Annotated in this window: 15 protein-coding genes; 7 read left to right on the top strand and 8 right to left on the bottom strand. The window is 72.0% G+C overall.

Annotated features, from left to right (window positions below; all coding sequences use genetic code 11):
• The first annotated feature begins 13 nt into the window (after positions 1 to 13).
• From ACPPVO_RS15115 to ACPPVO_RS15130, 4 genes are all read left to right on the top strand, one after another.
• Positions 14 to 1,387: a cation:proton antiporter gene (locus tag ACPPVO_RS15115; RefSeq protein WP_426511834.1), complete on the top strand. Its 1,374-nt coding sequence runs from the start codon at positions 14 to 16 to the stop codon at positions 1,385 to 1,387.
• A complete protein-coding gene (gene cysD / locus ACPPVO_RS15120; protein WP_426511835.1) occupies positions 1,374 to 2,294 on the top strand; it encodes a sulfate adenylyltransferase subunit CysD in 921 nt (306 codons plus the stop codon). The genes ACPPVO_RS15115 and cysD overlap by 14 nt, the downstream gene beginning before the upstream one ends.
• A 2-nt stretch (positions 2,295 to 2,296) precedes the next feature.
• Entirely contained in the window at positions 2,297 to 3,550 is a 1,254-nt protein-coding gene (locus tag ACPPVO_RS15125) for a sulfate adenylyltransferase subunit 1 (protein ID WP_426511836.1), read from the top strand.
• A 439-nt stretch (positions 3,551 to 3,989) separates the two neighbouring features.
• Positions 3,990 to 4,724: an AfsR/SARP family transcriptional regulator gene (locus tag ACPPVO_RS15130; RefSeq protein WP_426511837.1), complete on the top strand. Its 735-nt coding sequence runs from the start codon at positions 3,990 to 3,992 to the stop codon at positions 4,722 to 4,724.
• A gap of 15 nt (positions 4,725 to 4,739) precedes the next feature.
• Here the strand turns inward: ACPPVO_RS15130 and ACPPVO_RS15135 are convergent, their stop codons facing one another.
• From ACPPVO_RS15135 to ACPPVO_RS15145, 3 genes are all read right to left on the bottom strand, one after another.
• Positions 4,740 to 6,284 carry a long-chain-fatty-acid--CoA ligase gene (locus ACPPVO_RS15135; protein ID WP_426511838.1) on the bottom strand — a complete coding sequence of 515 codons (1,545 nt, stop codon included), beginning with the start codon at positions 6,282 to 6,284 and terminating at the stop codon, positions 4,740 to 4,742.
• Between the two features lie 34 nt (positions 6,285 to 6,318).
• Positions 6,319 to 6,717 (bottom strand): acyl carrier protein, encoded by a 399-nt coding sequence (locus tag ACPPVO_RS15140; RefSeq protein WP_426511839.1) that lies wholly within the window; start codon positions 6,715 to 6,717, stop codon positions 6,319 to 6,321.
• Positions 6,718 to 6,957: 240 nt separating this feature from the next.
• Complete coding sequence (locus ACPPVO_RS15145; RefSeq protein WP_426511840.1) at positions 6,958 to 8,436, bottom strand: MFS transporter; 1,479 nt, start codon at positions 8,434 to 8,436, stop codon at positions 6,958 to 6,960.
• A gap of 161 nt (positions 8,437 to 8,597) precedes the next feature.
• On the opposite strand from ACPPVO_RS15145, the gene ACPPVO_RS15150 reads away from it, so the two are divergent.
• Entirely contained in the window at positions 8,598 to 9,455 is an 858-nt protein-coding gene (locus ACPPVO_RS15150) for a helix-turn-helix domain-containing protein (RefSeq protein WP_426514632.1), read from the top strand.
• On the opposite strand, the gene ACPPVO_RS15155 is transcribed toward ACPPVO_RS15150, so the two are convergent.
• The 5 genes from ACPPVO_RS15155 to ACPPVO_RS15175 form a co-directional block, all read right to left on the bottom strand.
• The gene (locus ACPPVO_RS15155) at positions 9,394 to 9,774 is read right to left on the bottom strand and encodes a hypothetical protein (RefSeq protein WP_426511841.1); all 381 of its coding nucleotides are present in this window, start codon (positions 9,772 to 9,774) and stop codon (positions 9,394 to 9,396) included. The two genes, ACPPVO_RS15150 and ACPPVO_RS15155, sit on opposite strands and share 62 nt — an antisense overlap.
• Before the next feature lie 10 nt (positions 9,775 to 9,784).
• Complete coding sequence (locus ACPPVO_RS15160) at positions 9,785 to 10,159, bottom strand: hypothetical protein (protein WP_360389665.1); 375 nt, start codon at positions 10,157 to 10,159, stop codon at positions 9,785 to 9,787.
• A complete protein-coding gene (locus ACPPVO_RS15165; RefSeq protein WP_426511843.1) occupies positions 10,156 to 10,920 on the bottom strand; it encodes a thioesterase II family protein in 765 nt (254 codons plus the stop codon). The genes ACPPVO_RS15160 and ACPPVO_RS15165 overlap by 4 nt, the downstream gene beginning before the upstream one ends.
• Before the next feature lie 70 nt (positions 10,921 to 10,990).
• Positions 10,991 to 17,179: a type I polyketide synthase gene (locus ACPPVO_RS15170; protein WP_426511844.1), complete on the bottom strand. Its 6,189-nt coding sequence runs from the start codon at positions 17,177 to 17,179 to the stop codon at positions 10,991 to 10,993.
• Positions 17,180 to 17,210: 31 nt separating this feature from the next.
• Positions 17,211 to 17,516 carry an acyl carrier protein gene (locus tag ACPPVO_RS15175; protein ID WP_360389674.1) on the bottom strand — a complete coding sequence of 102 codons (306 nt, stop codon included), beginning with the start codon at positions 17,514 to 17,516 and terminating at the stop codon, positions 17,211 to 17,213.
• Positions 17,517 to 17,671: 155 nt separating this feature from the next.
• On the opposite strand from ACPPVO_RS15175, the gene ACPPVO_RS15180 reads away from it, so the two are divergent.
• Both ACPPVO_RS15180 and ACPPVO_RS15185 read left to right on the top strand, forming a co-directional pair.
• Entirely contained in the window at positions 17,672 to 18,937 is a 1,266-nt protein-coding gene (locus ACPPVO_RS15180) for an LLM class flavin-dependent oxidoreductase (protein ID WP_426511845.1), read from the top strand.
• The gene (locus tag ACPPVO_RS15185; protein WP_426511846.1) at positions 18,934 to 19,719 is read left to right on the top strand and encodes an alpha/beta fold hydrolase; all 786 of its coding nucleotides are present in this window, start codon (positions 18,934 to 18,936) and stop codon (positions 19,717 to 19,719) included. Before ACPPVO_RS15180 ends, ACPPVO_RS15185 begins: the two co-directional genes overlap by 4 nt.
• Positions 19,720 to 19,721: the final 2 nt, after the last annotated feature.

Genomic DNA, 19,721 nt, shown 5'->3' on the forward strand with positions numbered 1-19,721 from the left:
GATATCCACGGCGGTGGATAAAAATCGGCGCTACATCGGCGTGTACGCGGCCCTCGTCGCCCTCCCCGCCGCCGCGGCCGTGCTCTTCCTGCTGCGCGACGCCCGCGGCGACCCGGGGCCCGGCCACCCGGCGCCGGCCCAGGGCATCGTCTACCACCTGCTGATCGCCACCGTCACGGTCGTCGCGCTCGGGGCGCTCGGCAGCGCGCTCGCGGCCCGCCTCGGCCAGCCCCGCGTCGTCAGCGAGCTGCTCATCGGCATCGCGCTCGGCCCGTCGCTCTTCGGCGCGCTCGCCCCGGACGCGCAGCGCTGGTTCTTCCCGGCCGGCGTGGTGCCCTACCTCGACGCGCTGGCCCAGTTCGGCGTGGTGTTCTTCATGTTCCTCATCGGCGCCGAGCTGCGGCTGGACCTGCTCGGCCGGGCCGGCGCGCGCCCGCTCGTGGTCGGGCACGCCACCATCGTGCTGCCATTCGCCGCCGGCCTCGGCGTCGCCGTCCTGCTGCGCGACACCTACGCGCCGCCGGGGATCAGCGGGGTGGCGTTCCTGTTGTTCATCGGGGTCGGCTTCGCCATCACCGCGTTCCCGGTGCTGGCCTGGATCCTGCGCGAGCGCGGCCTGCTCGGCACGCCGATCGGGGCCGAGGGCATCGCCGCGGCCGGCATCGGCGACGTGACCGCCTGGTGCGTGCTGGCGCTCGTCATCGCCGTCGTCCGGGGCACGTCGCTGGCCGGGGTCGCGGTGACGGTCGGGCTCGTGGCCGTCTTCGGCGCGGTGATGCTCTGGGGGGTACGGCCACTGCTGCGCCGCCTCGACGACCGCGTCCGGGCCCGGGGCGAAGTCGGGCTGCCCATCGCCGCGGCGATGATCTGCGTCGTGCTCCTCTCGGCGCTGGCGACCGAGCGGATCGGGGTGCACCCCATCTTCGGGGCCTTCCTGGCCGGCGTCGTCATGCCCCGCGGCTCCCGGCTCGTCGCCGAGCTGACCACGAAGATCGAGGGCGTGACCCTGTGGGTCATGCTGCCGCTGTTCTTCGTCACCGTCGGGCTCCACGTGCGGCTCATCGGCTTCACCGCGGCGATGTGGCTCACCGCGCTGCTGATCCTGGCGGTCGCGGTGGTGAGCAAGCTCGCCGGCACGGCGGGCGCGGCCCGGGCCGTGGGCGCCTCGCCCCGTGACGCGCTCGCCCTGGGCGTGATGATGAACTGCCGCGGCCTCACCGAGCTGGTCGTGCTGAACCTGGGCCTGCAGCTCGGGGTGCTCGGCCTTCCGCTGTTCGCGATGTTCGTGGTGATGGCGCTCGTCACCACGGCTATGACCCAGCCGCTGCTGCGCCTGCTCGGGCACGGCGCGCCCGCCGAGGAAAGGACCGCAGATGCCATCGCGTGACGAGGCGCACGTGCGCCGGCTCTCCCACCTGGACGCGCTGGAGGCCGAGAGCGTGTTCATCATGCGGGAGGTGGTCGCCGAGTTCGAGCGGCCGGTCCTGCTGTTCTCCGGCGGCAAGGACTCGGTCGTGATGCTGCACCTGGCGTCCAAGGCGTTCGCGGCCGCGCCGATCCCGGCGCCGGTCATGCACATCGACACCGGCCACAACTTCCCCGAGGTGCTCGCGTTCCGCGACCGGTGCGCGGCCGGGCTCAACGTGCAGCTGATCGTCGCGAGCGTCCAGGAGGCGATCGACTCCGGGAAGGTGGCCGAGTCGGCCGACGGGATGCGGAACCGGATCCAGACGCCGGTGCTGCTCGACGCGGTGGAGAAGTACCGGTTCGACGCGCTGTTCGGCGGGGCGCGCCGGGACGAGGAGAAGGCGCGGGCGAAGGAGCGGGTGTTCAGCTTCCGCGACGACTTCGGGCAGTGGGACCCGCGCAGCCAGCGGCCGGAGCTGTGGGCGCTGTTCAACGCCCGGATCGCGCCGGGGGAGTCGATCCGGGTGTTCCCGCTGTCGAACTGGACCGAGCTGGACGTCTGGCACTACATCGCCCGGGAGCGGATCGAGCTGCCGGGGATCTACTACGCGCACGAGCGGGAGGTGGTCGACCGCGACGGGATGCTGTACGCCGTCAACGAGTTCCTGCCGCTGCGGCCGGGGGAGACGTCCACCGTGGAGCGGGTCCGCTACCGCACGGTCGGCGACGCGTCCTGCACGGCCGCGGTGCGCAGCGACGCGGACACGATCGACAAGGTCATCGACGAGGTCGCGGCCACCCGCATCACCGAGCGCGGGGCGACCCGCGGCGACGACAAGGTGAGCGAGGCGGCCATGGAGGACCGTAAGCGGGAGGGGTACTTCTAGCCATGGATCTGTTGCGTTTCGCGACCGCGGGTTCGGTCGACGACGGCAAGTCGACGCTGATCGGGCGGCTGCTGTACGACTCGAAGGCGATCTTCGAGGACCAGCTGGAGGCGGTCGAGGCGACCTCGCGCTCGCGCGGGGACGAGTACACCAACCTGGCGCTGCTCACCGACGGCCTGCGGGCCGAGCGGGAGCAGGGCATCACGATCGACGTGGCGTACCGGTACTTCGCGACCCCCCGGCGCAAGTTCATCATCGCGGACACGCCCGGGCACATCCAGTACACGCGGAACATGGTCACCGGCGCGTCGACCGCCGATCTGGCCCTGATCCTCGTGGACGCCCGCAAGGGCCTGGTGGAGCAGTCCCGCCGCCACGCGTTCCTGTGCTCGCTGCTGCGGGTGCCGCACCTGGTGCTGTGCGTGAACAAGATGGACCTGGTGGACTACTCGCAGGAGGTCCACGAGCGCATCGCCGAGGAGTTCACCTCGTTCGCGGCCAAACTGTCGGTGCCGGATCTTTCCGTGATTCCGATCTCGGCATTGCACGGCGATAACATCGTGGCCCGCAGCGACAGGATGCCGTGGTACGAGGGGCCGTCCCTGCTGCACCATTTGGAGCACGTGCACATCGCCTCGGACCGCAATCTCGTGGATGTGCGATTTCCGGTGCAGTACGTCATCCGGCCGCAGTCGGCGGCCGCGCCCGACTACCGCGCCTACGCGGGGCAGGTGGCCGGCGGCGTGCTGCGCCCGGGCGACGAGGTCATGGTGCTGCCGTCCGGGTTCACCACGAAGATCACGCACATCGAGACCGCCGACGGGGAGCTCGCCGAGGCGTACCCCCCGATGTCGGTCACGATCCGCCTCGCCGACGAGATCGACATCGCCCGCGGCGACCTCATCTGCCGGCCGAACAACGCGCCCCGGGTCGCCCAGGACATCGAGGCGATGGTCTGCTGGATGGACGAGACCCGGCCGCTGACGGTCGGCGGCATGTACGCGATCAAGCACACGACCCGCTCGGCCCGCACGGTGGTCCGGGGCCTGCAGTACCGCCTCGACGTGAACACGCTGCACCGCGACACGGCCGCGAGCCGCCTCGCGCTCAACGAGATCGGCCGGGTCCGGCTGCGCACGACGGTGCCGCTGCTGGCCGACGAGTACCGCCGCAACCGCACCACCGGCGGGTTCATCATCATCGACGAAACGACCAACCGGACCGTCGGCGCGGGTATGTTGATCGAACTCCCGTGAGGATGGGGATGACGCTGCACATGAATATGCCGGTGAATGTGACCGTTGCATGAAGGGGCGTACAACACATTGACTCACTTCGGTGAGCCTGCCTACGATACCGGACCCGCCCGGCGGCTCCCGCTCGATCTTCCCGCGATTTCCGCAGGTGATGGCGGTGCCGCCCGGGGCGGGGCTCGGTCTATTTCCCCGATTGTCGGGCGGAGCGGTAGGGAGTTGGCCTCCTCCGATCGGTTGAAGAGCCCCACACCGTGTGCAATCATCGGTCGGGTTGGGATCAAACGGGGGAACATCGTCGCATTCGCATGAGTGGATGCTGGTGTCCGTGCGCGCTAATTCTCCGGCCGGCCACGACGTGGGAAGTGAAATGACGAGCTTCTTCGTACTCGGCGCGATGGAAATGCGAAACCGAAACCACGTCGTCCGCGTCTCGGGCACGATGAAACAGACATTGGTCGCGGCGTTCATCGCGGCCAACAATGATCTGATCACCGTGGACGCGCTCGCTGAGGAGCTGTGGGGGACGACCCCGCCGCTCAAGATGGAGAACGCTCTACAGGCGCAGATCAGCCGGATCCGGCGCGTGCTCACCGCCATGGAGCCGGACCGGCGGGAGCCGCGGCTGGTGACCAGCGTGTCCGGGTACCGCTTCTCCGTCGCCTGGACCGAGGTCGACGCGATGTCCTTCCTGCACACCGTCGACGTCATCCGCAGCCGGCCGCGCGTCGACCCCTACCGCGACATCGCCGACCTGCGCAGCGCCCTGAGCCTGTGGCGGGGCCCGGTCTTCGGCGGCCTGACCGGCGGCCCGCTGTGCCGCACCACCGTCGCCCGCTACGACGAGGCCCGCACCACCGCGCACGAGCTGCTGTTCGACCTCGAGCTGCGGGTCGGCAACCACGCCCGGATCGTGCCGGAGCTGACCGAGCTGTTCGCCCAGAACCCGATGCGCGAGCAGCTGTGCAGCCTGCTCATGGTCGCGCTGTACCGTTCCGGCCGCCAGATCGAGGCGCTCGAGGTGTACCGCGAATTACGCAAGCGGATCGCCGAGGAGCTCGGCATCGAGCCGTCGCCGATCCTGCGCCGGTTCGAGAAGGCGATCCTGGACCACGATCCGCTGCTGCTGTACGAGGACCTGGCCGGCACGGCCGACGAGCAGCGCTACGCGTCCTGAGCGCCGGCCGGGGGTTCAGCGCGCGGGGGCGGCCTCCGCGCGCAGGACGCGGCGCAGGACCTTGCCCGTCGGGTTGCGCGGCAGCGACTCCACGAAGTCGTACCCGATCGGAATCTTGAAGCCCGCCAGCTTGCCGCGCAGGAACTTCATGAGGTCCCGCCCGCTGAGCGTCTCCCCGGCCCGGGTCACCACCGCCGCGCGCACCACCTCGCCCCAGCGCGGGTGCGGCACGCCGAAGACGGCCACGTCGTCCACGGCCGGGTGGGTGCGGATCACGTCCTCGACCTCGACCGGGTAGATGTTCTGCCCGGCCACGATGATGGTGTCGTTGATCCGGTCGCGCAGGAACAGGTAGCCGTCCTCGTCGAGGTACCCGGAGTCGCCCATGTAGAGCCAGCCGTCGCGCTTCATGCCGGCGGTCTCGTCGGGGCGGTGCCAGTACTCCACGAACTCGGCCGGCGTGCGCACACAGATGCGCCCCGGCTCGTTCGGCCCCAGGGTGTTGCCGTCCTCGTCCACGATGCGCAGCTCGTTGCCCGGGCACAGCCGGCCCGCCGAGGCGAGCTTGGGATTCTCCGGCCGGTGCTCCTCGGCGCGCAGGCAGGTGATGAAGCTGCCCGTCTCCGCCGCGGCGTAGGCCTGCACCAGCTCGCCGCTGAAGCCCTCCATGCACTGCAGCAGCAGCTCCCGGTGGATGGGGGAGCCGCCGTAGACCGTCTTGCGCAGCGAGCGGAACGTGTCCCGGGTGACGCCGGGCTCGACGAGCATCATCTGCAGCATCGCCGGCGCCGCCCACAGGGTCGTCACGGCGTGCCGCTCGATGGCCCGCACCGCGTCCTCGGCCACGAACGTCTGCAGCACCACGCTCGTCGCGCCGGCGTTGAGGCAGTGCATGAACCAGGCGTACCCGCCGGCGTGCAGGCCCGGGAACGCGCTGAGGCTGCGGTCCTCGGGCCGCCAGTCGATCCAGTCGACCCCCGCGCGGCGCATGTTGTCGATGAACGTGAAGAAGGTCCGGTGCGCGAGCACGACGCCCTTGGGCAGGCCGGTGGTGCCGCTGGTGTACATCTGCGCGACCGGCTCGTCGGTGGAGGGGGCGAACTCGAGGTCCGTCTCCGGCCGCCCCGCGAGCCAGGCCGTGAAGCCGGCGTAGCGCTGCCCGGGGGCGTCCACCTCGACGACGTCGCACTCCTCGACGGCGCGCGCGACGACGGGCATGAACTCGGCCTCGGCGAAGAGCACCGCGGCGGCCGAGTCGCGCAGGATGTGCTGCACCTCGCCCGGCGTCAGCCGCCAGTTGCACGGCACCAGCACCGCGCCGGCCTTCGCGCACGCCACGGCGAGCGTGTAGTAGTGGTGGGACTCGCGGCCGATGTACGCCACGCGCGCCCCCCGGGCCACCCCGTGCGCCCGCAGCGCGTGCGCCGCGCGGTTGCTGTCGCGGTGCAGCCGGTCCCAGCTGACCACCGTGTCCTCGAACACGATGGCGGCGTGGCCGGGCCGGGTGCGGGCGTGCTCGGCGATGCGGGCGACGATGGTGGGTTCCGAGGCGTGCGCCATGCCGTCCATCCGTTTCGTGAAGGGGGGGTGGGGGTCAGGCCGCGTCGAGGTAGACGCGGCCGAGCACGTCGTCCCAGAGCAGGCGGGTGCGCGCCTTGGGGGCCGCGCGGCGCACCGGCCGCTCGTCGGTGAAGAGGTCGGCCAGCACCTCGCCCGCGAGGTACTGGGTCACCTGCTGCACGGTGCAGCTGTTGAACAGCACGGCGCTGGAGAGGTCGACGCCGAAGAGGTTGGAGAGCCGTTCCTGGGCCTGCACGAGCAGTACCGAGGACATACCGAGGGCGAACACGCTCTCGGTGGGCTCCAGCCGCTCGTCCTCGTCCATGAGCAGCACCCCGCGGAACTGCTCCGACACCATGGCCGCGAGCTCGGACCGCCGGTCGGGCATCGGGAGGCGTCGCAGGATTTCGACCGCTGTCGTGGTTACCGTCATTGTGTCGTCCACCTCTGCGCAACGGAGGTTGATATCGGGCGTGAGAGAATTTATCGACATGCATGTATGTCAATGAACTATCTCTCGGAACCGATTCAATCAGACGCCCGTGACATGTCGCTGACATGTCTCTGACCGCTGGTCAGAGGCCATTTAAAAGTGGATCGATAGGAATTAGGGGAATTAGCCCGACGGCAATGTGCGGGGTCGGCGAAACCGGCCCCGCACATCGTACTACCGCTATTTCGCGGCCGCCGGTTTGGCGGGCAACAACTGCACGAGCACCGCGAGTGCGGCGGCCACCGCGATGATGTACACGAGGCTGCCGCTGAACGCGTGCCCGAACGGATCGGCGGGCCCGGTCTGGGCCAGCCGCCCGTAGAAGATGACGCCGATGACGGCCACCCCGAACGCATTGCCGGCCCAGGCGCCGGTGCTCAGCACGCCGGAGGCCGCCCCCGCGTAGTGCGGCGTGATGCGCGAGAGCACCGTGGAGGCCAGCGGCGCGACCGCGAGGCCCTGGCCGGCGCCGTCGATCACCAGCGCCGGGACGAGCCACCAGATGCTGCCGGTGGTGCCCACGTGCGCCACGGCCGCGATGAGCCCGGCCATCCCCACGATCCGCAGCACCGCGCCGAGCGCGATCACCTGGCGGCCGATGCGGGCGGCCACGAACCGCGCGGTCAGCGAGGTCACCATGTAGCCGCCGCCGAGTGCGATGAAGATCAGCCCGGCGTGCAGCGCGTCGTAGTGCCGCCCCTCCTGCACGTACAGCGCGAACACCAGGAAGAACGAGGCCTGCCCGAAGTAGAAGACCAGCTGGGCGAGCAGGCCTGCGGTGAACGCCCGCTCGCGGAACAACCCCGGGTCCAGCAGCGGCGAGCCCTGCCGGGCGGCGATCGAGCGCTCGTAGGCGGCGAAGGCCGCGAACAGCACCACCGCGCCCACCAGCGAGGCCCAGGCCCACAGCGGCCAGCCCTGCTCGCGCCCCTCGATCAGCGGCAGGACCACGGCGATCAGCGCGGCCGAGAACAGCAGCATGCCGCCGATGTCGAGGGTGGGCTTGCCGGGCGAGCGCGAGTCGGGCATGAAGCGGGGGATGAGCGCCAGGGCGAGCGCCCCGATCGGGATGTTGATGAGGAAACAGGCGCGCCAGCCCAGGCCGAACACGTCGCCCTGGATGAGCAGCCCGCCGATGAGCTGGCCGAAGACCGACGCCAGGCCCATGGTCACGCCGTAGAGCGTGAAGCCGCGCGCCTTCGCCTCGCCGGTCATCGTGGCGCCGACGGTGCTGAGCACCTGCGGCGCGAGCACGGCGGCCGCGAGGCCCTGCACGACCCGGGCCGCGACCAGCGCGCCGGCCGTCGGGGCCAGGCCGCAGGCGAGCGAGGCGAGGGTGAACAGCACGATGCCGACCGCGTAGAGCCGGCGCCGGCCGAAGATGTCACCGAGCCGGCCGCCGATCACCAGCCCGCCGGCGTAGGCGATGGCGTACCCGGCCACCACGAACTGGATCGCCGAGGCCCCGGCGTGCAGGTCCGTCTGGATCGACGGGATCGCCACGTTGACGATGAAGAAGTCCAGGACCGTCACGAACACGCCGATCATGAGCACGAACAGCGTGCCGCCCAGGGCCGGCGCCGGCGGCGATCCGCCATCGACCGGGGTCGGTCCGGGACCCCCGCCCGCGCCCGCCGTCGACTTCGTTTCTGCCGTCATCAGCTGCTACTCCAATCCCGGTTGCCGCGGCGGTGGGCACACGCCGCTCATCCCACCGTGCGTGGTTCGTCCCGAACGGGTCAATAACGTCGGAGGTCATGGTGCTCAGTCAGCACGATGACCGCACGGCGCGTACCCTCGCAGGTGTGACGGAGCTGCCGATGCGGACCTGGCAGCCGGTCGGCGACCGGCTGCGCCTCATGCGCGAGTCACGCGGGTTCAGCCAGCTGCGGCTGGCCAGCGAGGCCGACGTCTCCCCGCGCCACCTGAGCTACCTCGAGACCGGCCGCTCCTCGCCGAGCCGCGAGGTGCTGCTGCGCCTCGCCGACCACCTCGGGGCGCCCGCCCACGCGCGCAACGAGCTGCTGCTCGCGGCCGGGTTCGCGCCGGTGTACCACGTCGAGGACGCGGCGGTCGAGGAGGTGATCGAGCCCGCCCGGCAGGTGCTGCGGGCCCACGAGCCCCTGCCCGCGATGGCCGTCGACCGGCTGTGGAACCTGCTCGGCGCCAACTCCGGCTTCCGGCTGTTCACCGAGGGGGTGGCCGCACACCTGCTGGAGCCGCCGGTGAACGTGCTGCGCCTGACCCTGCACCCCGACGGCCTCGCCGGGCGGATCGTCAACCTGGAGGAGTGGCAGCACAACCTGCTCTCCCGCCTGCGCCGCCGCGTCGACCGCGTCTGCGACCCGGCCCTGGCCGAGCTGTACCGCGAGCTGTGCGGCCACACCGGCCGCTGCGGCGAGGACGTCGAGGGCATCGAGAACATCCTCCTGCCCCTCAAGCTGCGGGACGGCTCGCGCCGGCTCAACTTCTACTGCACCGTGACGGTCTTCGGCACCGCTCTCGACGTCACCGTGGCCGGCGTGGCGATCAAGACCTTCTATCCCATGGACGACGCGACGACGCGGGCCTTGCGGGGGGCCACGACCGGCCCGCGCCGCGCGCGTGCCCCTCACCTCACGCGGAGGGACGTTTCATCGCGAACTGGTGCGCCGACGCGATCTTCCCCGCCGCGTTGAGCACGAGGAAGTCCTCGCCCCAGGTGTCGACCTCGCCGGTGACGGCCGAGGCCATCACCCAGTGGAAGTGCACGCCGCCGTGGTGGCCGTAGGCGTCCTGCTGCGAGCGGAACACGAAGCCCTTCGACCCGTACTCCTGCACCGCGTTGGCGGTGACGAACTCCATGGCCTGCACGCCGGTGACGGTGAAGAAGCGGTTGTTGTAGGTGCCGTCCTCGGCCCACAGGTCCCGGACCAGCTTGCTCCGGGCCTCGTCGTCGGGCTCGTTCCATGAGGCGATGTACCGCTCGGCCAGCTCGTTGTAGTCGATGCTCGTCATGTCCGCGCTCCTAGATCGCCGGGGGCCGGAGCCCGAACTGGTAGTCGACGCGGATCTGCCCGTCGTCGTTGAGGAGCAGGAACTCCTCGCCGAAGGTGTCGACCTCGCCGGTGCGGGTGACCACCAGCACCCAGCCGAAGCGCATCCCGTTGTGGTGTCCGTAGGCGTCGCCGCGGCTGCGGAACGACAGCCCCTTGGCGAAGTACTCCTCGTGGGCGGTCCGCACCGCCATCTCCACGCCGTCGCGGCCGCCGCTGGCGAAGAGCCGGTTGTAGTACACCCCGTCCTCCGCCCACAGCTCGTCGATGAGCTTGCGGCGCAGCTGCGGGTCGGGCTCGTTCCAGATCGCCACGTAGCGCTCGGCGATCGCGTTGAATCCGGTCACGGTCTTCCTCCTTCTTGCTGAGCGAGCTTGCGGATGTGCCGGGTGAGGTCGGTGACGATGGGCAGGACGTTGTCGTAGATGAAGAAGTGGCCGCCGGCGAAGACCGACGTGCCGAGGTACTCGGGGGTGCGCGAGATCCACGAGTCGGCCGCGGCCGGGGCCATGAGCGGGTCCTCGGCCGCGGCGTAGGTGACGACCGGGCAGTCGAGCTTCGCGCCGTCGTCGGTGTAGTCGATGCAGGCCCGCAGGTCGGCCCGTGTCGGCGGCAGGGTCACCGCCAGCATCTCGGGGTCCTCGTACATCACCGGCGGCAGCGACCCCAGCCCGATCACCCACTTGAGCAGCTCGTCCTGCGGCATCTCGACCTGCTCGCGGGTCGGCATCGCGAAGCCCTCCGGCGCCCAGGCCGCCGACGCCAGCAGCATCGGGCCGTGGCCGAACTCGCGCGTCATCGCCGCCGCCACCCGGTAGGCGACGAGCACGCCCATCGAGTGCCCGAACACCGCGTACGGCCGGTCGTCGAGCTCGGCCGCGAGGGCCTCGCTCGTGGCCGCCACGATGTCGTCGAGGCTCTCCAGCAGCGGCTCGGCGCGCCGGTCGAGCCGCCCCGGCAGCTGCACCGCCTGCGCGGCGATGTCCGGCGGGAACAGCGGCAGCCAGTCGCGGTACATCGGGGCGCTGCCACCGGCGTAGGGGAACAGGAAGATCCGGGCCGTCGCCTCCGGCGAGGGCACGTCCGGGTGGAACCAGCGGGCGACCATGAGTCCTCCAAGGCAGAAGGGAACGAGACGCCGGCCGGCCCGTCGCGAGGCCCGGGCCGGCCGGCGCCGACTACACCGCGGCCGGCTCGGGCCGCTGCCGGCCGACTGCGTCTCCACCGACGGGGCCGGTGTCGCCTGACGGGAACATCTGCCGGTCGATGAACTCCGCCAGCAGCTCGGCGCTGGGGTACTCCAGCGCCACCGCCGAGGGCAGCGGCACCCCGAACGCCGCCTCGAGGGAGTTCTTGAGCTCGACGGCGACCAGCGAGTCGAGCCCCAGCCGCACGAACTCGGTGGCCGAGTCGACCGCGTCGGCGTCGTCGAAGTGCAGCACCGCGGCGACCCGGGCCCGCACGAAGGCGTCGATGCGGGCCAGCCGCTCCTCGCGCGGCGCGGCGGCCAACTCGTCGAGGTCGGGCCGGTCGGTGCCGCCGGCCCCGCTGTCGGACAGCAGCCGCTGGTACACCGCGTTGGCCACCGGCTTGCCGCCGGCGAAGCGGTCCCAGTCGCACTCGCCGACCACAGCCTGCCCGGCCGGGCGGCGCAGCAGGGCGCGCAGGGCCCGCATGCCGACCGCGGGCGTGGTGAGCACGATGCCCTCGTCGGCCCAGCGCTTGTAGAGCACGTCGGCCAGGCGGGCTGACATGCCGACCTCGCCCCACGGGCCCCAGTTCACCGTCGTGCCGGGCGTGCCGGCGGCGAAGCGGCGCACCATGACCTCGTCGAGGAAGGCGTTGGCCGCGGAGTAGTTCGCCTGGCCGGGGGTGCCCACGATCGGGGCGGCGGAGGAGTACCCGACCAGGAAGTCCAGCTCCGGCAGGTCCCGCGCGGCGCGGTGCAACAACCAGGTGCCGTACACCTTGGCCGAGAACACCGGCTCGATGGTCTCCCAGGTCTGCGCCGCGACCGGCGCGTCCTGCAGGGTGCCGGCCGAGTGCACGATCCCGCCGACCGGCCAGGTGCGGCCCGCCTCGGCGAGGATGCGGACGACGTCGGCGTCCTTGGCGATGTCGCCGCGGATCACCCGCACGTCGGCGTCCTGACCCAGCCGCTCGAACTCCCCGGCCACGTCCGCGGCCGGGGTGCCGCCGCGCCCGGTGAGCACGATGTGCCGGGCGCCCGCCGAGACGAGCGCGCGGGCCGTCACCACGCCGAGCGCGCCGAGGCCGCCGGTGACCACGTAGGTGCGGTCGTCGCGCAGCTCGACGGGCGCGCCGCGGCGCGGGCCGTCCAGGTCCAGCACCAGCTTGCCGACGTTGGCGCCCCGGCTGAGCACCCCGAAGGCCTCCTCGACCTCGTCCAGGGAGTACACGCTGGTCCGCAGCGGCGCGAGCGTGCCGTCGGCGACCTGCCCGATGACGAGCCGCATCGCCTCGGCGGTGACCCGCACCGCGTCGTCCCACGGCAGCTCGCTGAGGTCGAAGTTGTGGTACGCCACATCCGGCCGCTCGGCGCGCACCTGCTCCGGCGTCCAGGCACCGACCTTGCCCATCTCCACGAACCGCCCGTTGCGGCCCAGGCAGGACATGCTCGCCGGGATGAAGTCCTTGTTCAGGCTGTTGAGGACGATGTCGACCCCGGCCCCGCCGGTCTGCTCCAGCAGCTGCGCCGCGAAGTCGAGCGAGCGCGAGTTGTACAGGTGGGTCACGCCCTGCTCGCGCAGCAGCGGCCACTTGTGCGGGCTCGCGGTCGCGTAGATCTCGGCCCCGGCCGCCTTCGCCAGCTGTACCGCCGCCTGCCCGACGCCGCCGGCCGCCGCGTGGATCAGGATCCGGTCGCCGGTCTTGATGCCCGCGAGGGTGTGCAGCGCGTAGTGGGCGGTGACGTACGCCGCCGGCAGCCCCGCCGCCTCCGCGTGGCTCAGCCGCGGCGGCTTGGCCACGACGACCGCGGACGGCGCGACCACGTGCCGCTGCATGCAGCCGAGGTAGTTGACCACGACGTCGTCGCCGACGCGGTGGGTCGCCTCGGGGCCGGCGGCCACGATGGTGCCCGCGGCCTCGAAGCCCAGCGGCTGCTCGCCGAACTCCTTGAGCAGCCCCAGCGCGTTGAGCACGTCCTTGAAGTTCAGGCCGGCCGCGCGCACCAGGATCTCGACCTCGTCGCCCCGCGGCGCGACCCGCTCGGCGTGCACCTTGCGCACGCCGGCGAACTGGCCGTACTCGCGGATCGCGAGCGCGAAGCTGTCGTCGGGCCCGGGCGCGGCCAGCTCCAGCGGGACGAGCCGGCGCACGTGGCGGCGGCCGTCGCGGTACGCGATCTGGAACTCCCCGGCGGGCGAGGCCCCGACCTCCTCCAGCAGGGAGCCGTAGCCGCCCTCGTCGCCGGGCAGGTCGACCATGGTGGTGCGGTACGCCGGGTGCTCGTTGAGCAGCGTGTGCCCGAAGCCCCACAGGCTCGCCGCGGCCGGCGGGCGGTCGAGGGCGGCCGCGTCGCCGGCCAGGTGCTGGGCCCGCTCGGTCACGAGCCACAGCCGCTGGTCGCGGCCGAAGCCGGCCTCGCCCAGCGTCCGCAGCAGGTCGAGCAGGCGCCGGTAGTTGCGCTCCGACTCCTCCGCGAGCGTGCCGCCCGGCTCCCAGAACCAGCACACGTCCGAGACGTCGTGCAGGTCCGCGGCCCCGGGTTCGTCGACGAACCGGGATCCGTTCAGGGCCCCCCGCGCGTGCTGCGGCGCCCGCACGGCCAGGATCGAGTGCGGCTCCTCGCCGCGAACCACGAGCGAGCGCCGCAGCCAGCGCAGGTCGTGGGCGAGCTCGCGCCGGGCGCCGTTGTCGGCGACCCGCTTCATGCCCAGGCCGCGCAGCTCGAACACCGGCCGGTCGCCCTCCAGCGCGACGAGGTCGATCGCGATGTCGACCTCCGGCACCGGGTCGGGGTCGAGGCGCAGCAGGACGCGCAGCGTCGCCGCCTTGGGCTTCTTGAACATCCGGAAGGAGGTGTACCGCACGGGCAGGTAGCTGTTGCCGTCGTTGCCGACGGCGGCGAAGGCGTGGGTCGCCGCGTCCACGATGAACGGCGGCACCAGCTCGGCCGCGTCGGCGTCGGCGCCGCGCAGCTCGCCGGTGGCGAAGTCGGCGCCGTGCCGGGACACGTCGCCCATCCGCCGGAACTGCGGGCCGTACTCCAGCCCGGCCGCCGCGTAGAGCCGGTACACCGTCTCGGCGTCGACCACCTCGTCGGCCGGCTCCGCCTGGGCGGCTCGGCTCAGCAGCGCCTCCCCGGCCTCGGTCAGCGCCGCGGGGCCGGGCTCGCCGATGACGGCCCGCAGGTGGGCGCGCTCCACGCCGCCGTCGGCCACGCTCACGATCTCGGCGCGGACCCCGTCGCGCAGCCGCACCCGCACCTCGACGTCGCCGTCGTCGGGCAGGAACAGCGGCTCGAGGATCCGCACGTCGGTGACGGGCCGGCCGGCCTCGCCGAAGACCGCGTCCTGCAGGGCCAGCAGCGCCTCCAGGTAGCCGGTGCCGGGCATCACGACCCGGCCCATGACGACGTGGTCGGCGACGTAGGCCGGCGCGGTGGCGCTCCAGCGCGCCTTGAACTCGCGCACGCCCTCCCCGGCGGGGATCTCGGCGCCGAGCAGCGGGTGGTGGAGCCGCCCGCCCGCGGTGCGCGCGCCGCCGACGCCGTGGCGCGGGCCCTTGATCGGCAGCCAGTACCGCTTGCGGTCGAACGCGTACGTGGGCAGCCCGACCTTGCGCCGCTCCCGCCCGGCGTGGAAGCCGGGCCAGTGCACGGCGCCGCCGGCCCGGTAGTACTGGGCCAGGGCCTCGCGGACGACGACGCCCTCGGGGTCGTTGCGGTCGAGGCTGGACAGCCACAGGTGCTTCTCGCCGGTGACGCACTGGCGGGCCGGGGCGGTCAGCGAGCGGCCCGGGCCGATCTCGACGAAGGCGTGGGTGCCGCGCTTCTCGATGGTGGCCATCCCGGCGCGGAAGTCGACCGGCTCGCCGATGTGGCGGACCCAGTACTCCACGTCGGCCAGCTCGGCGAACCGCGCGACCTTGCCGGTCAGGTTGGAGACGAGGGTCAGGGTCGGCTCGTGGAACTCGATGCCCGCCAGTTCGCGGCGGAAGCCGTCGTACACCTCCCGCATCTGCGGGGAGTGGAACGCGTGCGACACGGCGAGCCGGGTCACCTTGCGCCCCTGCGCCTCCAGCGTGGCGCAGAGCCGGTCGAGCGCGCCGGTCTCGCCGGAGACGACGGTCTGCTGCGGCGAGTTCAGCGCGGCGACGGCCAGCTGCGGGTGCTCGGCGACGGCCGCGGCGAGCTCCTCGGCCGGGGCGTCGACGGCCGCCATGCCGCCGGACGCGGTCACCGACTGCATGAGCCGGCCGCGGGCGGCGACGAGCCGGACGGCGTCGTCGAGGGTGAACAGCCCGGCGACGGCGGCCGCGGCCACCTCGCCGATGGAGTGGCCGATGAGCGCGTGGGGCCGCACGCCCCACGACAGCCACAGCTTCGCCAGGGCGTACTCCAGCGTGAAGAGCGCCGCCTGGGTGTACCGGGTCTGGCGCAGCCGGTCGGCGTCGTCCCCGAACATGAGCTCGCGCACGGAACAGCCGAGCGGGCCGGCGAAGCGCTCGTCGCAGGCGTCGACCTGCTCGCGGAACACCGGGAACTGCTCGTAGAGCGCCGCGCCCATGCCCGGGTACTGCGCGCCCTGCCCGGCGAAGAGGAACGCGACCTTGCGCCGGGTCGCCCCGCCGGCCTTGTCGACGCGCGTGAGCTCGCGCTCCAGCAGCCGGTCCAGCTCCGAGCGGTCGCCGACCACGCCGGAGACCCGCAGCGGCAGGTGGGTGCGCCCGACGTTTGCCGTGTAGCAGACGTCCTCGGCGGTCAGCTCCGGGTCGGCGGCGAGGCGGTCGCGGTACCGCTGCAGCAGTGCCCCCAGCGAGCGCTTGCTCTTCGCCGAGAGCGTGAACACCGCGGCGCCCGGGGCCGGCGGCGGCGGGGCCTGCCCGGACACGGCGGGCTCCTCCACGACGGCCGCGGCGATCGCGCCGCCGAAGCCGAAGCTGTTGATGACGGCCCGGCGGGTCTCGGCCTCCCACGGCCGCAGGTCGGTCGGGATCGACACCGGGATGCGGTCCCACGGGATGCGCCCGGACGGCCTGGTCATGTTCAGGTGCGGGAAGTAGCTGCGCTCGCGCATCTGCAGCAGCACCTTGACCAGGCCGCCGATGCCCGCGACGGGCTCCATGTGCCCGACGTTGGTCTTCACCGAGGAGACGACCAGCGGGCGCTCGCGGGTGTGCGAGGCGCCGAAGACGTCGACGATGGCGCCCATCTCGATCGGGTCGCCGAGCGCGGTGCCGGTGCCGTGCGCCTCCACGTACTGCACGTCGCCCGGGTCGGCCCCGGCCACCCGCAGCGCGGTGCGCATCACGCCCTCCTGGGCGGTGCCGTTGGGCACGGTCAGCCCGGCGCTGGCGCCGTCCTGGCCGATGGCGGTGCCGCGGACGACGCCGATGATCCGGTCGCCGTCGCGGCGGGCGTCGCCGAGGCGCTTGAGCACCAGCACGCCGCAGCCCTCGGCCCGCACGTAGCCGTTGGCCGAGTCGTCGAACGTCTTGCACTGCCCGTCCGGGGCCAGCATGCTGCCGTGCGTGAACATCACGGGGATGCGCGGGTGGTGGATGGCCGCGACGCCGCCGGCCAGGGCGATGTCGCACTCGCCGTTGCGCAGGCCCTCGGCCGCCAGGTGCAGGGCCGTGAGCGACGACGCGCAGGCCGTGTCGGTGGTCAGGCTGGGGCCCTGCCAGCCCAGGAAGTACGACAGCCGGCCCGACATCGGGAACATCGTGATGCCGGCCGCGAGGTGGCCGTCGAGCTCCTCGTAGGACAGCGAGTCGAGCTCCAGCGCGAAGTCGATGCAGCTGGCCCCGATGTAGACGCCGCCGCTGCCGTGGCGCAGCGTCTCGTAGTCGATGTTGGCGTGCTCCAGCGCCTCCCACGCGACCTCCAGCAGCATCCGCTGCTGCGGGTCGGTGTACTGCGCCTCCAGCGGCGAGACGCCGAAGAACGGCGCGTCGAACTGGTCGATCTGGTCGATGAACCCGAAGCCGGCGGCGCGGATCTTCCCGCGGGCCTCGGGGTCGTCGGAGGTGAACGCGGCACTGTCCCAGCGGTCCTCCGGCACCGGCCGGATCGCGTTGCCGCCACGGCGCAGGAACGCCGCGAAGTCGTCCAGGGATTCGTTGCCGCCGGGGAACCGGATGCCGGCTCCCACGATGGCGATCGGCTCGACGTCCGGCATCGTCCGTCTCCTTCGAATTACGTCGGGGTGGTCACAGCGCCAGCACGTCGGTGGCGAGGTGGTCGACCAGCCGGCGCACGTTCGGACTGTTGAACAGGACATTCGCGCTGATCGAGCAGGCCAGGGTCTGCTCCAGCCGCTCCTTGATGTCGGCGATGAGCAGCGAGGTCAGGCCCATGTCGAAGAAGCTCTCGGTGTCGGACAGCTCCTCGTCGTCCTCCATCAGCAATGTCGCGCGCAGCTGCGCGACGACCAGCTCCTCCAGCGCCTCGCGGCGCTCGGAGCGCGGAAGCTCGCGCAGCTGCAGCACGGCCGGCGATTCCGTCGCGCTCTCCATCACCACTCACTCCTCGTTGCCCGGGGATGCCGCGTATCGGCAAGTCAAACAGCGCGCGCTGACCGGCTTCTGACGCTGAACTGATCCCCGTGATCCCTTGTGGACGGTCATCCGGGGGTCAGCGGGCGGTCAGCGCCGAGGGCAATCGTGGAGGCATGAAGGTAACGCTGTTCGAGCAGGCGCCGTACCGGTACCTGCCCGCGGACTTCGAGGAGCGGTACGACTCGGTCTGCGACACCCCGTACTCGCTGGTGGACCCGGAGCTGGCGTACACCTCGATGCGCAGCTTCCTCGACGAGCTCATGGCCGGGGCCCGGGCCGGCTTCGACGCGCTCATGGTGACCGAGCACGGCCAGAGCTCCTACGACCTGACCCCGAACCCCGACATCGTCGCCGGCGCGCTGGCCTACGCCACCGAGGCCGAGGGGCTCGACGTCGGCATCTACCCGATGGGGCGCACGCTGGGCAAGACGCGCGAGCCGGTCCGGGTGGCCGAGGAGTACGCGATGCTCGACCTCATCAGCGGCGGCCGGCTCATCGCCGGCTTCCCGGTCGGGCTGAGCTACGACGTGACCGTGAACAACGGCGTGCCCCCGATCGAGGGCCGCGGCCGGTTCAACGAGAACCTCGAGCTGGTGCTGCGCGCGTGGAGCGACCCGGAGCCGTTCGCGTGGAACGGCCGGCACAGCCGCCACCCGATGGTGAACATCTGGCCGCGCCCGCTGCAGCAGCCGCGCCCGCCCGTGTGGGTCACCGGCATCGGCAACCCGATCACGATGCAGATGACGCTGGAGCGCGACTTCGGCTTCAACTACTTCGGCTTCTCCGGCCCGAAGCTCACCGGCAAGCGCATCTTCCCGCGCTTCTGGGACCTCGTCGACCAGGCCGGGCTGCCCCGCAACCCGTACCGCGTCGGCTTCCTGCAGACCATCGCCGTCTCCGAGACCGACGAGCGGGCCGAGCGCGAGTACGCCCCGCACGTCGAGTACGCGTACCGCAAGGGCCTCGGCGCGATCCCGGCGCACCTGCTGGGCATCCCCGGCGCGGTCGACATCCGCGGCGTCGAGGCGATCCTCAAGGACCCGGGCGACCTGGGCATGTCCCGGCAGATGCGCGGGGCGAGCTACGCCGACATCGTCGGCTCCGGGGCCGTGGTCATCGGCAGCCCGGCGACCGTCGCGGACCAGCTGGTGGAGTTCTGCACCGAGTACCGCATCGGCAACCTGCACGCCATGCTCGGCTTCGGCTCGATGCCGAAGGAGCTGGTGCTCAAGAATATCGCGCTGTTCTCGGCCGAGGTCCTGCCGCGGCTGCGCAAGGTCTGGTCGGATTCCGATTCCTCGACCGGGACTGCGTTCGAGCACCACTGGTGGCCTGAAAGATTGGGTGGCAAGGCGCGCGCGAAGGAGGCCGTGGCATGACCACGACGTTCGACATCCTGGGCGGGCGGATCAGCCTGCGCGTGCAGCGGTTCGGCGAGGGGGAGCCGCTGCTGTACATCCACCCCGAGGGCGGTCTCGCCCCGCGCGACCCGCTGCTGACCCACCTGGCCGAGCGGTACACCGTGTTCGCGCCGGAGTTCCCGGGGACCACGCCCGGCGACCCGTACGCCATCCACGCCCTCGACGGCTGGACCGACGTGGTCCTCGCCTACGAGGAGGTGACCCGCCGGCTCGGCCTGGAGCGGCCGGTCGTCGTCGGCCAGTCCTTCGGCGGCATGCTCGCGGCCGACCTCGCCGCGCACTTCCCGGCGCTGCCGTCGCGGCTGGTGCTCGTCGCGCCGGTCGGCCTGTGGCACGACGACCACCCGGTGGTGAACTGGACGACGGTCGCCCCGGACAAGACGGCCGGGATGCTCTTCCACGACCCGGCCGGCGACGCCGCCAAGGCCGCCCTGACCCTGCCCACCGACCCGGATCAGATGCGGGCCGTGCTGCTGGCGCGGGTGTGGTCGATGGCGTGCACGGGCCGGTTCGCGTGGCCGTTCCCCGACCACGGGCTGCGCGGCCGCCTGCACCGCGTCGCCGCGCCGACGCTGGTGGTGTGGGGCCGCGACGACCGCATCGTCGACGCCGCCTACGCCAAGGAGTTCACGGCCGGCATCGCGTCGAGCTCGGCCACCGTCATCGACGAGTGCGGGCACGTGCCGCAGGTCGAGCAGTACCGGCAGACGGCGGCGGCGGTCGACGCCTTTCTGGCCTGACT

The organism is Dactylosporangium sp. McL0621 (genome assembly GCF_049995355.1).
Lineage (GTDB): Bacteria > Actinomycetota > Actinomycetes > Mycobacteriales > Micromonosporaceae > Dactylosporangium.

Coding starts and splice junctions, on each gene's coding strand:
- cysD (WP_426511835.1), top strand. CDS start 1,374: ATGCCATCGCGTGACGAGGCGCACGTGCGCCGGCTCTCCCACCTGGAC.
- ACPPVO_RS15125 (WP_426511836.1), top strand. CDS start 2,297: ATGGATCTGTTGCGTTTCGCGACCGCGGGTTCGGTCGACGACGGCAAG.
- ACPPVO_RS15130 (WP_426511837.1), top strand. CDS start 3,990: ATGAAACAGACATTGGTCGCGGCGTTCATCGCGGCCAACAATGATCTG.
- ACPPVO_RS15135 (WP_426511838.1), bottom strand. CDS start 6,284: ATGGCGCACGCCTCGGAACCCACCATCGTCGCCCGCATCGCCGAGCAC.
- ACPPVO_RS15140 (WP_426511839.1), bottom strand. CDS start 6,717: ATGACGGTAACCACGACAGCGGTCGAAATCCTGCGACGCCTCCCGATG.
- ACPPVO_RS15145 (WP_426511840.1), bottom strand. CDS start 8,436: ATGACGGCAGAAACGAAGTCGACGGCGGGCGCGGGCGGGGGTCCCGGA.
- ACPPVO_RS15150 (WP_426514632.1), top strand. CDS start 8,598: ATGCGGACCTGGCAGCCGGTCGGCGACCGGCTGCGCCTCATGCGCGAG.
- ACPPVO_RS15155 (WP_426511841.1), bottom strand. CDS start 9,774: ATGACGAGCATCGACTACAACGAGCTGGCCGAGCGGTACATCGCCTCA.
- ACPPVO_RS15165 (WP_426511843.1), bottom strand. CDS start 10,920: ATGGTCGCCCGCTGGTTCCACCCGGACGTGCCCTCGCCGGAGGCGACG.
- ACPPVO_RS15170 (WP_426511844.1), bottom strand. CDS start 17,179: ATGCCGGACGTCGAGCCGATCGCCATCGTGGGAGCCGGCATCCGGTTC.
- ACPPVO_RS15175 (WP_360389674.1), bottom strand. CDS start 17,516: ATGGAGAGCGCGACGGAATCGCCGGCCGTGCTGCAGCTGCGCGAGCTT.
- ACPPVO_RS15180 (WP_426511845.1), top strand. CDS start 17,672: ATGAAGGTAACGCTGTTCGAGCAGGCGCCGTACCGGTACCTGCCCGCG.
- ACPPVO_RS15185 (WP_426511846.1), top strand. CDS start 18,934: ATGACCACGACGTTCGACATCCTGGGCGGGCGGATCAGCCTGCGCGTG.